The sequence below is a fragment of the Pseudomonas alcaligenes genome (genome assembly GCF_041729615.1).
Taxonomy (GTDB): Bacteria; Pseudomonadota; Gammaproteobacteria; order Pseudomonadales; family Pseudomonadaceae; genus Aquipseudomonas; species Aquipseudomonas alcaligenes_B.
The window spans coordinates 3,269,908-3,281,931 of sequence record NZ_CP154874.1 but is presented as its reverse complement, the minus strand read 5'-3'; the positions used below and the strand labels follow the sequence as shown (position 1 = coordinate 3,281,931).

15 protein-coding genes are annotated in these 12,024 nt (G+C 68.6%); 5 read left to right on the top strand and 10 right to left on the bottom strand.

The window, feature by feature from the left end; translation table 11 throughout:
• Window positions 1-90: 90 nt before the first annotated feature.
• The 3 genes from AAG092_RS15875 to AAG092_RS15865 form a co-directional block, all read right to left on the bottom strand.
• The gene (locus tag AAG092_RS15875; RefSeq protein WP_373387408.1) at window positions 91-558 is read right to left on the bottom strand and encodes a DUF3429 domain-containing protein; all 468 of its coding nucleotides are present in this window, start codon (window positions 556-558) and stop codon (window positions 91-93) included.
• 64 nt (window positions 559-622) lie between these two features.
• On the bottom strand, window positions 623-1,480 hold the full coding sequence (fghA, locus tag AAG092_RS15870; protein ID WP_373387407.1) for an S-formylglutathione hydrolase: 858 nt from the start codon (window positions 1,478-1,480) through the stop codon (window positions 623-625).
• A gap of 10 nt (window positions 1,481-1,490) precedes the next feature.
• Entirely contained in the window at window positions 1,491-2,603 is a 1,113-nt protein-coding gene (locus AAG092_RS15865; RefSeq protein ID WP_373387406.1) for an S-(hydroxymethyl)glutathione dehydrogenase/class III alcohol dehydrogenase, read from the bottom strand.
• A gap of 106 nt (window positions 2,604-2,709) precedes the next feature.
• Between AAG092_RS15865 and AAG092_RS15860 the strand changes: the two genes are divergently transcribed.
• Entirely contained in the window at window positions 2,710-3,615 is a 906-nt protein-coding gene (locus tag AAG092_RS15860; protein WP_373387405.1) for a LysR family transcriptional regulator, read from the top strand.
• Here AAG092_RS15860 and AAG092_RS15855 read toward each other — a convergent pair.
• From AAG092_RS15855 to AAG092_RS15845, 3 genes are read right to left on the bottom strand one after another with little or no spacing between them, the layout of a single operon-like run.
• Entirely contained in the window at window positions 3,602-4,219 is a 618-nt protein-coding gene (locus AAG092_RS15855; protein ID WP_373387404.1) for an SOS response-associated peptidase, read from the bottom strand. The genes AAG092_RS15860 and AAG092_RS15855 overlap by 14 nt on opposite strands.
• A 27-nt stretch (window positions 4,220-4,246) precedes the next feature.
• Window positions 4,247-4,507 carry a DUF2007 domain-containing protein gene (locus tag AAG092_RS15850; RefSeq protein WP_373387403.1) on the bottom strand — a complete coding sequence of 87 codons (261 nt, stop codon included), beginning with the start codon at window positions 4,505-4,507 and terminating at the stop codon, window positions 4,247-4,249.
• Window positions 4,507-4,689 (bottom strand): CPXCG motif-containing cysteine-rich protein, encoded by a 183-nt coding sequence (locus tag AAG092_RS15845; protein WP_373387402.1) that lies wholly within the window; start codon window positions 4,687-4,689, stop codon window positions 4,507-4,509. Before AAG092_RS15845 ends, AAG092_RS15850 begins: the two co-directional genes overlap by 1 nt.
• Window positions 4,690-4,798: 109 nt before the next feature.
• Between AAG092_RS15845 and AAG092_RS15840 the strand changes: the two genes are divergently transcribed.
• On the top strand, window positions 4,799-5,965 hold the full coding sequence (locus tag AAG092_RS15840) for a 1-acyl-sn-glycerol-3-phosphate acyltransferase (RefSeq protein WP_110681513.1): 1,167 nt from the start codon (window positions 4,799-4,801) through the stop codon (window positions 5,963-5,965).
• A gap of 59 nt (window positions 5,966-6,024) precedes the next feature.
• Here AAG092_RS15840 and AAG092_RS15835 read toward each other — a convergent pair whose 3' ends face one another.
• On the bottom strand, window positions 6,025-6,306 hold the full coding sequence (locus AAG092_RS15835) for a hypothetical protein (RefSeq protein WP_110681511.1): 282 nt from the start codon (window positions 6,304-6,306) through the stop codon (window positions 6,025-6,027).
• 322 nt (window positions 6,307-6,628) lie between these two features.
• On the opposite strand from AAG092_RS15835, the gene AAG092_RS15830 reads away from it, so the two are divergent.
• Window positions 6,629-6,835 (top strand): hypothetical protein, encoded by a 207-nt coding sequence (locus tag AAG092_RS15830; protein WP_110681509.1) that lies wholly within the window; start codon window positions 6,629-6,631, stop codon window positions 6,833-6,835.
• Between the two features lie 55 nt (window positions 6,836-6,890).
• On the opposite strand, the gene AAG092_RS15825 is transcribed toward AAG092_RS15830, so the two are convergent.
• Window positions 6,891-7,478 (bottom strand): YajG family lipoprotein, encoded by a 588-nt coding sequence (locus AAG092_RS15825; protein ID WP_373387401.1) that lies wholly within the window; start codon window positions 7,476-7,478, stop codon window positions 6,891-6,893.
• Between the two features lie 163 nt (window positions 7,479-7,641).
• On the opposite strand from AAG092_RS15825, the gene AAG092_RS15820 reads away from it, so the two are divergent.
• Window positions 7,642-7,875, top strand: coding sequence for a hypothetical protein (locus tag AAG092_RS15820; RefSeq protein ID WP_373387400.1), 234 nt, complete (start codon window positions 7,642-7,644; stop codon window positions 7,873-7,875).
• 55 nt (window positions 7,876-7,930) lie between these two features.
• On the opposite strand, the gene mqo is transcribed toward AAG092_RS15820, so the two are convergent.
• Together mqo and AAG092_RS15810 are read right to left on the bottom strand one after the other, a co-directional pair.
• On the bottom strand, window positions 7,931-9,418 hold the full coding sequence (gene mqo, locus AAG092_RS15815; RefSeq protein ID WP_373387399.1) for a malate dehydrogenase (quinone): 1,488 nt from the start codon (window positions 9,416-9,418) through the stop codon (window positions 7,931-7,933).
• Between the two features lie 380 nt (window positions 9,419-9,798).
• Window positions 9,799-10,086, bottom strand: a complete 288-nt coding sequence (locus tag AAG092_RS15810) for a PA4642 family protein (protein WP_373387398.1) — start codon at window positions 10,084-10,086, stop codon at window positions 9,799-9,801.
• A 145-nt stretch (window positions 10,087-10,231) separates the two neighbouring features.
• Between AAG092_RS15810 and dauA the strand changes: the two genes are divergently transcribed.
• Complete coding sequence (gene dauA / locus AAG092_RS15805; protein ID WP_373387397.1) at window positions 10,232-11,947, top strand: C4-dicarboxylic acid transporter DauA; 1,716 nt, start codon at window positions 10,232-10,234, stop codon at window positions 11,945-11,947.
• Window positions 11,948-12,024: the final 77 nt, after the last annotated feature.

The window sequence follows — 12,024 nt, the reverse complement described above, 5'->3', positions numbered from 1 at the left end:
GAAATGCCTTGAAAAGTCCGGCCGCGATTCTAACCCAGGCGGGCGCCGTGCTCGCGCAATGGATCACCAAAGAGTGCGCCGCGGCAGCAGTCATGCACGCAGCAGGCTGGCCCAGGCCAGCAGCAGGCTGATGCTGACCACCAGGGTCAGGGGCCGGCGCAGTGCCGGGTACCATTGCGGCGCCAGGCCCAGCCGGGTCGCACGCAGGTCGGCGAAGTAGAGCAGCACGAAGGCGAAAAGGAAGATCGGCAGAGCCAGTCCGAAGGGCATACCGCTGGCGACGGCAACCCAGCCCAGCAACGGCGGAATCACCGACAGGCCCAGCTGCAGCCTGGCACGCTCGTCGTTGGCCTGGGCACGCATCGCCAGGCCCCAGTGGATGGCCCCCATGAAGGCCAGGATCACGGCCGCATAATCCAGCAGCGCGCTCATCACGAAGGGCCGCCAGCTGCTCGGCGTGACCCAGATGCCCAGCGCGCCGCTGACGAAGGGAATCAGGCCGGCATAGCCCAGGTGCATGGCCAACTGCTGAGGCTGTTTGGCTTCGAAGGGATGCATGACAGGCTCCTCTGGCTGAGGGCACTCGGGTTAGTCAGACCGGCGCCCCGACTGCAAATGCCGACTACCCGCCGCTAGAGAGCAGCGCTGCCGCATGATGGCGCAGATGGTCGTCGATAAAACTGGCGATGAAGTAGTAGCTGTGGTCGTAGCCCGGCTGCATCCGCAGGGTCAGCGGATGGCCGGCGGCCCTGGCGGCGGCCTGCAGGGCCTGCGGCTTGAGCTGGACGGCGAGGAAGTCGTCGCGGTCGCCCTGGTCGACCAGGATCGGCAGCTTCTCCGGCGCCTCGGCCAGCAGCGCGCAGGCGTCCCATTCGCGCCAGCGCGAACGGTCCTCGCCCAGGTAGAGGGAGAAGGCCTTCTCGCCCCAGGGGCAGTCCAGCGGGTTGGCGATGGGCGCGAAGGCCGAAACCGACAAGTAGCGCCCTGGATTCTTCAGCGCGCAGATCAGCGCGCCATGCCCGCCCATGGAGTGGCCGGCGACGCCACGCCGGTCGCCGACCGGGAAGTTCGCCTCGACCAGCGCCGGCAGCTCCTGCACCACGTAGTCGTACATGCGGTAATGCCGCGCCCAGGGCTCCTGGGTGGCATTGAGGTAGAAGCCGGCACCGAGGCCGAAGTCCCAGGCGCCCTCCGGGTCGTCCGGCACCCCTGCGCCGCGCGGGCTGGTGTCCGGCGCCACCAGCACCAGCCCCAGCTCGGCGGCCAGGCGCTGGGCGCCGGCCTTCTGCATGAAGTTCTCGTCGGTGCAGGTCAGGCCGCTCAGCCAGTACAGCACCGGCAGGCGGGCGCCCTCCTGCTCCGCCTGTGGCGGCAGGTAGACGGCGAACTGCATGTCGCAGTTCAGCGCAGTCGAGCGATGCCGGTAGCGCTTGTGCCAGCCGCCGAAGCTCTTGTTGCCGGAGACGATTTCCAGGCTCATCGCGGCGCCCTCAGAAGTGGATGACGGTGCGGATGCTCTTGCCTTCGTGCATCAGGTCGAAGGCGCTGTTGATCTCGTCCAGGCCCATGGTGTGGGTGATGAAGGTGTCCAGCGGGATCTCGCCGCTCTGCGCCTTGGCCACATAGCCGGGCAGCTCGGTGCGGCCCTTCACGCCGCCGAAGGCGCTGCCGCGCCAGACGCGCCCGGTGACCAGCTGGAACGGCCGGGTGCTGATCTCGGCGCCGGCCGGCGCCACGCCGATGATGGTCGACTCGCCCCAGCCCTTGTGGCAGCACTCCAGCGCCGCGCGCATCAGCTGCACGTTGCCGACGCATTCGAAGGAATAGTCGACGCCGCCGTCGGTCATCTCGACTATCACTTCCTGGATCGGCTTGGCGTGCTCCTGCGGGTTGACGAAGTCGGTGGCGCCCAGCTCGCGGGCCACCGCGAACTTGGCCGGGTTGATGTCGATGGCGATGATGCGCGCGGCCTTGGCCATCTTGGCGCCGATGATCGCCGCCAGGCCGATGCCGCCCAGGCCGAAGATGGCCACGGTGGCGCCCTCCTCGACCTTGGCGGTGTTGAGTACGGCACCGATGCCGGTGGTGACGCCGCAGCCGAGCAGGCAGACCTTCTCCAGCGGCGCCTCCTTGGGGATCTTGGCCAGGGAGATTTCCGGCAGCACGGTGTATTCGGAGAAGGTCGAGCAGCCCATGTAGTGGTAGACCGGCTGGCCCTGGTAGGAGAAGCGCGTGGTGCCGTCCGGCATCAGGCCCTTGCCCTGGGTGGCGCGCACCGCCTGGCACAGGTTGGTCTTGCCCGAGGTGCAGAACTTGCACTGGCGGCATTCGGCCGTGTACAGCGGGATCACGTGGTCGCCCACCGCCAGCGAGGTCACGCCCTCGCCCACCGCCTCGACGATGCCGCCGCCCTCGTGGCCGAGGATGCAGGGGAACACGCCCTCGCTGTCCTGGCCGGACAGGGTGTAGGCGTCGGTGTGGCAGACGCCGCTGGCGACGATGCGCACCAGCACCTCACCGGCCTTGGGCGGCGCCACGTCCACCTCGACGATCTGCAGCGGCTGGTTGGGGCCGAAGGCCACGGCGGCACGGGACTTGATCATGAATTCGCACTCCAGCGGTTGGGCATAGTGGCGAGAGTGTAGAACAGCGCCATTTCGGGAATAATCCGCACATTCGAAAAACATTATTGCCATGCAGGGATAATCCATGAATCGCTGGGAAGGACTGGACGAGTTCGTCGCCGTGGCCGAGAGCGGCCAGTTCGCCGCCGCGGCCAGGCGCCTGGGGCTGTCCACCTCGCAGGTCAGCCGCCAGGTGGCGCGCCTGGAGGAACGCCTGCAGACCCGCCTGTTCTACCGCAGCACCCGGCGGGTGGCGCTGACCGAGGCCGGGCAGACCTTCCTGCAGCACTGCCGGCGCCTGCAGGACGCCCGCGAGGAGGCGCTGCGCGCGGTCGGCGACCTCAACGACGAGCCCAAGGGCCTGCTGCGCATGACCTGCGCGGTGGCCTACGGCGAGCGCTTCATCGTGCCACTGGTCAACGACTTCATGGCGCGTCATCCGCAGCTGCGGGTGGAGATCGAGCTGAGCAACCAGACCCTCGATCTGCTGCACGGCGGCCTGGACCTGGCCATCCGCCTCGGCCGCCTGCAGGACTCGCGCCTGGTGGCCACGCGCCTGGCGCCACGGGTCATGCACCTGTGCGCGTCGCCCGCCTACCTGGAACGCTATGGCCGGCCGCACTCGCTGTCGGAGCTGGCGCGGCACAACTGCCTGATCGGCAGCAGCGAGCACTGGAACTTTCAGCAGGACGGCCGCGAGCTGAGCCTGCGGGTGCAGGGCAACTGGCGCTGCAACAGCGGCGAGGCGGTGCTCGACGCGGCCCTGCGCGGCTTCGGCCTGTGCCAGCTGCCGGACTACTACGTGCAGCCGCACCTGCGCAGCGGCGCCCTGCTCGACCTGTTGCCGCAGCAGCGTCCGCCGCACACCGCGGTGTGGGCGCTGTATCCGCAGCAACGCCACCTGTCGCCCAAGGTGCGCCTGCTGGTGGAGCTGCTCAAGGAGGGCCTGGCGCAGCGCCCGGAATACCGCGAGGCGCTTACGCCGGGGTGAGGCACTCCGGCCCCTCGCAGGCCGGATCGTTGATCAGGGTCGCCAGCGCCCGTTCGCGCAGCGACGGCTGCGCCGCCGCCAGCAGCGCCTGCAGCTGCTCGGCCGAGGCTTGCGCATCGAGCCAGACACGGCTGGCGGCCTGGTCCAGCAGCAGCGGGCGGCGCAGATAGGCCGCCTCGCGGGTCACCATGGCCACGCTGAGGTAGTTGGCGCCCCCCGCCGGGTAGATCTCCCACAGCCCGGCGAAATACAGCAGGCCCTCGCCGCTCAGCCAGTAGGGACGCTTGCGGTTGGCCTGGCCACGCCACTCGTAGAAGCCGTTGGCCGGCAACAGGCAGCGGCGCTGGGCGAAGGCCTCGCGGAACATCGCCTGCTCGGCCAGGGTCTCGGCGCGGGCATGCGCCGGCGCCTTGGCGAAATCGGTCAGCCAGGCCGGCGTCAGCCCCCAGCGGCCGCTGGCGGCGCGCAGCTCGTCGCCCTGCTGGTGGACGAACAGCACCTGGGCGCCGGGCGACAGGTTCCAGCGCTGCGGATGTTCGGCGGGAAATCCCGGCAGGTTGGCGATGGCCTGGGGCCAGCGGAACAGGGCGTAGCGTCCACTCATGGGGTATCGGGCATCCGGCGGCAGGGATCAGCAGAGCAGCACGCCGGGGCAGCCCTCGGGCTCCTCGCCGGGCAGCGGCGCGGCGGCATTGTACGCGGCGATCAGGCGGCGCGCGCGCTCGGCATCATCGTCCTCCACCAGCAGGCCGAGCAGCCCGAGCGCCGGCAGCTCGCCCATCGCGCCGAGCAGATGGCGCCCGGCCAGGTGCGCTTCCACGCCCTCGCTGGCCAGCATGCCGAGCAGCAATTCGGCCTCCAGCAGGTCCTGCGGCTCGTAGACGCGCTGCATCAGTCGTCCTCCCGGCGCACGTCCAGCGACCAGTCCTGGCCATCGGTGCGCAGGTCGAAGACGATCGGCCGGCAGCACACCGGGCAGTCCTCGACGTACTCCTGGTCGCCGGAGGAGAGGTCGAGCACGGCCTCGGCCTGCTCCCAGCAATAGGGGCACTGGTACATCTGTGATTCCAGCATCGCGGCCTCCGTGTGACTTGTCGGTATAATCGCCGGTCTATTGCTGGCCCCATTGCATGCGGGCCATGCCGCCCCTGGCGGGCGTTCCGAGCAGCCGAACAACGAGAACATGATGGGCGAATTCGATTCCATCCGACCCTACGCCGACCACGAAGTCCCCGCCGTACTGGCGCGCCTGTTGAGCGACGATACCTTCCTCGGCACCCTCACCCGCTTCCGCTTCCCGCGCCTGGCCGGGCCAATGGGCTGGCTGCTCAAACCTCTTATAGCCCATCGGCTGCGTCGCGAGACGGCCGGCATCGCTTCGGTGGACGCCCTGCAAGCGCGCATCGAGCCCTATATCGACCGCACCGTGGAGCGCGCCACCGACGGCGTCAGCTATTCCGGGCTGGAACAGCTCAAGGCCGGCACGCCCTACCTGTTCCTCGCCAACCACCGCGACATCGTGATGGACCCGGCCTTCGTCAACTACGCGGTGTTCCATGCCGGGCTGCCGACGCCGCGCATCGCCATCGGCGACAACCTGCTGCAGCGCCCCTTCGTCAGCGACCTGATGCGCCTGAACAAGAGCTTCATCGTGCACCGCAACATCGCCGGACGGCGCGAGAAGCTGGCGGCCTTCCAGCTGCTGTCGGCCTACATCAACCACTCGATCCGCGAGGAAGGCCAGTCGATCTGGATCGCCCAGGCCGAGGGCCGGGCCAAGGACGGCGACGACCGCACCGACTCGGCGATCCTCAAGATGTTCCACATGGCGCGCAAGGACGAGCCGTTTGCCGAGGCCCTGGCGGCGCTCAACCTGATCCCGGTGTCGATCAGCTACGAGTACGATCCCTGTGACCAGGCCAAGGCCCGCGAGCTGCAGATCCGCGCCAGCACCGGCGACTACGAGAAGGCGCCGGGCGAGGATGACGCCAGCATCGCCCTCGGCATCACCGGCTACAAGGGCCGCGTCCACGTGCATTTCGGCGCGCCGGTGCGCGAGGGCTTCGAGGATGCCAAGCAGCTGGCCGCCCTGATGGACCGACACATCCTCGGCGGCTATCGCCTGTTCCCGGTGCACTACCTGGCCTATGCCCAGTGGGACGAGCGCGACGCCGAACTGCCGGTGCCGGACGCCGAGCAGCTGTTCGCCGCCGAGGAACTGGCCAAGGCCCGTGGCGAATGGCAGCGCCGCCTCGACGCCTGCCCCGCGCAGCAGCGCCCCTGGCTGATCCGCCAGTACGCCACGCCGGTGCGCAACCAGTACCGGATCAAGGCCGGCCTGGCCCTGTAAGGGCAGCGCGCTAACGAAAAAGGCAGCCCGAGGGCTGCCTTTTTGCTATCCGCGTCGCCCTACAGGCCGGTGCTGTAGAACGACAGCGCCAGGGCCGCGGCCAGGCTGACCCCGCCGAAGCGGAAGAAGAAACGGTTGATGCGCAGGGTCGGCTCGTCCAGCCAGCTGGCTGCGTCGTCGGCCAGGTCGCTGGCGGCGGCCAGGCGTGCCACCGCGCGCTGCTCGCGGATCCGGGTGGCCAGCAGCAGCCAGGCACCGGCCAGGGCCAGGAACAGGGCCAGGCCATTCACCACCTGGGCGGGGTGGTTGGAGAACAGGTTCCAGAGGTACTGCAGAGACACGAAAACACCTCGAATGCACCATGAACAGGAAAAGCCGGCACCAGAAGCTGGCGTGGCGGGCTGCAAGGCCCCACGCAGAGCGTTCGGCGGCGCCCACCAGCGCACCAAAAGCAGGCAGCCCGGACGGGCCGAGCAGGGTCGCGGCGGGCGGCAGTCTACTGGAAAGTGGCTGCTTATAAGTTCCGTTTCCGACGAGCGTGAATGGTCATCACCAATTCGTCTGAAAACCGTCATATACCTGGCCTAGAGTTTGATCCTCTCGCAGTGACCCATCAGTCATACGCCATGACCGATTTCGCACCATGACAGCGGAGGAACCGCCATGCTCAACCCGCAACCCGTAGACCACGACTACCTGATCGACTCGCTGGACGAAGTGGAGGCCGTGGTCGATGAACTGTCGATCAACGTGCAGGACCATCACTGGCTGATCTACTGCTCCCTCGGCGGCCACGAGCACTACGACCTGCCGGACATCGACGAGCACACCGGCCTGAGCCTGCCGGAGCTGTATGCCGAGGCGGCCTGAAGCCCAGACATGAAAAAGCCCGGCATCCGCCGGGCTTTTTTTGTGGGCGCCCGAGTTACGGCTGGCCGAGCAGCTGGCCGATGGTCGGGTCCTTGAAGGTACGGGTCAGGGCATCGCTGAGCACATCGGCCACCAGCTTGGTGTTGGTCTCCTGGTTCGGCGCCATGCCGAAGCGCTGGTTCAGCGAGGCACCATAGCGGCCGCTGTAGCGCCGGCTGCTGTTCTGCACGTCGGCGCGGAAGCTGGCACTGATGTTGGCCTCGGTCACGTAGGTGCTGTCCTTGGGCGACTGGTATTTCAGGTCGACCAGGGTCAGGGTCAGCTGCGGCGCGTTGTAGGCATTCTGGCTGGGAGTGAAGCCGAGCAGGCGCACGGCCGCCTCGGCCTCGGTCTGCAGGCGCGGCAGGATGTCCTGGCCCTGCACGGTGATGGCACTGGTCTCCGGGTAGAGGCCGCCGCGGGTGCCGAGCACCGGCGACTGGCGACCGTCAACCACCCGCACCACCACCGGCTGGCCCTGGCCGACCGGCGCCAGCTGCGCGGTCAGGCGCGGCTGCGGACGCAGTTGCTGCGGGCTGTGGGCACAGCCGACCAGGCTGACGCCAAGCGCGGCAAGCAGACCGAACAGCAGGTATTTCTTCATGGGCGATCTCCAGAAAGGTGGCTGCGGAAAATGGCCGGCAGTATACCCAGCACCCTGCCCTGCCGACAGCCGTGTATGACCCGTGCCAGGCCCCGGCGGTTCCTGTCATCGCCCTGTCACCGCCGCCTGGCATAAGGATCCGGCAACCAGGAGGATTGTCCCCATGCTGAGTCTGTGGTCCCTGCTTACCCCGCGCCCGAAGCGCCGCTACTTCGTCCTGCTGGACGCACAGGGCCAGTGCCGTGCCCTGCGCGAAGCGCATACCCCGCCGAGCGAGGCGGGCTGGGTGGAAGTCGGCGAGCTGCGGGCCAGCTGGCTGGGCCGGCCGCTGCCGCAGGACGCCCGGCTGGCAGCAGCCCCGCGTGACAGACGCACGCGCCTGGCCCTGGCGGCCTGAGCCGCGCGCAAACGAAAAAGCCGCCCGTGGGCGGCTTTTTTCATGACACGGCGGCTCAGGCGAGCTGCAGGGCCTTGGCGCTGGCGGCGGCCACTTCGCGGTACAGCGCGGCGTCCTCTTCCAGCACCTTCTCGCGCGCCGGGAAGATCTCCCGCAGCTTGCTGGCCCAGGCCTCGCTGCGGGCCTGCTCGGCGAAGCAGCGCTCGATCAGGTTGAGCATGATCGACACGGTCACCGAGGCGCCCGGCGAGGCGCCCAGCAGGGCGGCGATGGTGCCATCCTCGGCCGCCACCAGTTCGGTGCCGAACTGCAGGATGCCGCCCTTCTTGGCGTCCTTCTTGATGATCTGCACGCGCTGGCCGGCGATTTCCAGGCTCCAGTCCTCGGCCTTGGCCTGCGGATAGAACTTGCGCAGGGACTCCAGGCGCTGCTCCTGGGACTGCAGCACTTCCTTGATCAGGTAGCGGGTCAGGTCCATGTTGTCGCGGGCCACCGCCAGCATCGGGCCGATGTTGCTCGGGCGCACCGACAGCGGCAGGTCGAGGAACGAGCCGTACTTGAGGAACTTGGTGGTGAAGCCGGCGTAGGGGCCGAACAGCAGCGAAGTCTTGCCGTCCACCACGCGGGTGTCCAGGTGCGGCACGGACATCGGCGGCGCGCCGACTTCGGCCTGGCTGTAGACCTTGGCCTGGTGCAGCTTGACCACATCCGGGTTGTCGCAGCGCAGCCACTGGCCGCTCACCGGGAAGCCGCCGAAGCCCTTGCCTTCCGGGATGCCGGACATCTGCAGCAGCGGCAGGGCGCCACCGCCGGCGCCGAGGAAGACGAACTTGGCCTGGATCTCGCGCTGCCCGCCGTTCTTGGTGTTCTTGGCCTGTACGCTCCAGCCCTGGCTGGTGCGCTTGAGGCCGACGACCTTCTGGTTGTAGCTGACGCTGATGCCGCCCTGGCTGGCCAGGTACTGCAGCAGCTGGTTGGTCAGCGCGCCGAAGTTGACGTCGGTGCCGTTCTGCGCGCGGGTGGCGGCGATGCGCTCGTTGGCATCGCGGCCCTGCATCATCAGCGGCATCCATTCGGCCATGGCGGCCTTGTCTTCGGTGTACTCCATGCTTTCGAAGGCATGGTGACGGCTGAGCAGCTCATGGCGCTTCTTGAGGAAGGCGATGTCCTTGTCGCCGCGCACGAAGCTCAGGTGCGGCACCGGATTGATGAAGTTCCTCGGCGAACCGAACGCGCTCTTGCCGGCCAGGTACGCCCAGAACTGCTTGGAGACCTCGAACTGGGTGTTGATCTGCACCGCCTTCTTGATGTCCACCGAGCCATCCGCCGCCTGTGGCGTGTAGTTCAGCTCGCACAGGCCGGCGTGGCCGGTACCCGCGTTGTTCCACGGGTTGGAGCTCTCGATGGCGCCGGAGGAACGCAGCTCGGCGATCTCCAGCTTGAGGCTGGGGTCCAGCTCCTTGAGCAGCACCGCCAGGGTGGCGCTCATGATGCCGGCCCCGACCAGCAGCACATCCACGGTTTCGTGATTGACTTGCGTCATTTAACGCTTCTCCAAGATCTGCAGTACCAAGTCGCTGACATCGGCCTTTTGAGCCGCGCATCGACGTCTAATCACTGGCAGCCAGACGGGTGCCTGGAGCTTCGGAGGGCTCGCATCGTGGCCGCTGACTTGGCCTGATCGACGCGGGCAACCTCGTCCGGCGCGCGCCGCCTGTTAGCAGCCCGCGCGTTCAATTCTTCACCCTCCCGGCAGGGCCTCGGCCGCTCTGCTGCGGCCCTCGCGGGGCGCACCACGGGGTACGCCAGGCCAGTCGGGGCGCCGGCTCGGGAGTTTTCGGCGCGCACAATACCACTAATGCCGCGAATTCAGTCGCAAAAAATGCACGAACCCGGTCGGACGGTCACTTTTCCCACGACCAATCAGGCTTTCGCCGCTTTTACCGCCTCGATATAGGGCTCGGCCAGGCGCTGGTCGGCGATCAGGGCGATGAAGTCGTTGCCCTGGGCATCCTTGGCGTCCAGGTCGTAGCCGGCTTCCTTGAAGAAGGTCAGGAAACGCTCGAAGTCGTCGATGCGCAGGCCACGGTAGGCCTTGACCAGCTTGTGCAGGGACGGCGGCGTGGCGTCCGCCGGCTCGACAGTGAGGAACAGCTTGATGGAATCCTCGCTGATCTCTTCGCCGATCACCTGTTTCTTGTCTTTACGCATCACGCACTCCAGCTAGCGGATATCACGGGGCCGGCAGTTTACCCTTGCCCCGTGCGCCACTCAACGCGACTAAAGCAGAGGCCGGGGCTCGCCAAGCGCGCAGCCGCTATCCCTATAATGTGCAGGGTCTTTGCTGGAGTCCGCGATGCGCCTACCTCCGCTGTTCGCCGCCTGGCGCCAGGTCCTGGCCGCCGGCTATTCCCTGCAGGCCCTGCGCGGCGATCTTGCCGCCGGCCTCACCGTCGGCATCATCGCCATCCCGCTGGCCATGGCGCTGGCCATCGCCGTCGGCGTGGCGCCGCAGCACGGCCTGTACACCGTGCTGGTGGCCGCGCCGCTGATCGCCCTGTGCGGCGGCTCGCGCTTCAACATCTCCGGGCCCACCGCCGCCTTCGTCGTCATCCTGCTGCCGATCACCCAGCAGTTCGGCCTCGGCGGCCTGTTGCTGTGCAGCATGCTGGCCGGGCTGATCCTGATCGCCCTGGGGCTGCTGCGCGCCGGCCGGCTGATCGAGTTCGTGCCCTACCCGGTGACGCTGGGCTTCACCGCCGGCATCGGCATCGTCATCGCCGTGCTGCAGATCAAGGACCTGCTCGGCCTGCGCCTGGACGGTGCGCCGCAGCACTTCCTCGACCAGCTCGCCCTGCTCGGCCAGGCCCTGCCGGACTTCCGCCCCGGCGACGCCCTGACCGCCGCCGTCAGCCTGGCCACCCTGCTGCTCTGGCCGCGCCTGGTGCCCAGGGTGCCGGGGCACCTGGTGGCGCTGGCGGTCGGCGTGCTGGCCGCGTTGCTGCTGGAGGCCGCCGGCCTGCCGGTGGCGACCCTCGGCGAGCGCTTCAGCTACAGCCTGGACGGCGTCAGCCAGCCGGGCATCCCGCCCTTCCTGCCAGCCTTCGCCTGGCCCTGGCAGTTGCCGGGCCCGGACGGCCAGCCATTGGTGCTGTCCTTCGAGCTGATCCGCCAGCTGCTGGCGCCGGCCTTCGCCATCGCCATGCTCGGCGCCATCGAGTCGCTGCTGTGCGCGGTGGTGGCCGACGGCATGACCGGCAGCAAGCACGACCCCAACGGCGAGCTGCTCGGCCAGGGTCTGGGCAACCTGGTCGCCCCGCTGTTCGGCGGCATCACCGCCACCGCCGCCATCGCCCGCTCGGCGGCCAACGTGCGGGCCGGCGCCTATTCGCCACTGGCGGCCATCGTGCATGCCGGCGTGGTGCTGCTAGCCATGCTGCTGCTCGCGCCGCTGTTCAGCTACCTGCCGATGGCCTCGCTGGCCGCCCTGCTGCTGGTGGTGGCGTGGAACATGAGCGAGCCGCACCACGTGCTGCACACCCTGCGCATCGCCCCGCGCAGCGACGTGCTGGTGCTGCTGACCTGCCTGGCGCTGACCGTGCTGTTCGACATGGTGCTGGCCGTCGGCGTCGGCCTGCTGCTGGCCGCCGGCCTGTTCATCAAGCGCATGAGCGAGCTGACCGATGCCCAGCCGCTGCCGCGCCAGCAGCTGGCGCTGCTCGGCGAGCTGCCGGACGGGGTGCTGGCCTACAGCATCCGCGGCCCGCTGTTCTTCGGCGCGGCGGAGAAGGCGCTGAGCGTGCTGCGCCGCTTCAACCCCGGGGTGAAGGTGGTGGTGGTGGAGATGAGCGCCGTGCCGCTGCTGGACATGACCGCCCTGGCGGCGCTGGAGAATGTGCTGCGCGACTACCGCCAGCAGGGGGTCGGCCTGGTGCTCAGCGGCGCCTCGGCCAACCTGCGCCTGAAGCTGCGTCGCGCCGGCATCCGCCGCGAGCCCGGAGTGCTGGCCTTCGCCCGTGACCTGGCGCAGGCGCGGGCCAAGGCGCTGGACTGGCTGGAGGCCAGCCCGTAGCCCGGATGCACTCCGGGGGGCGGAGTCGCCTGCTTTCCCGGATTGCATCCGGGCTACCTGCGGCTTCAGCGCGCAGC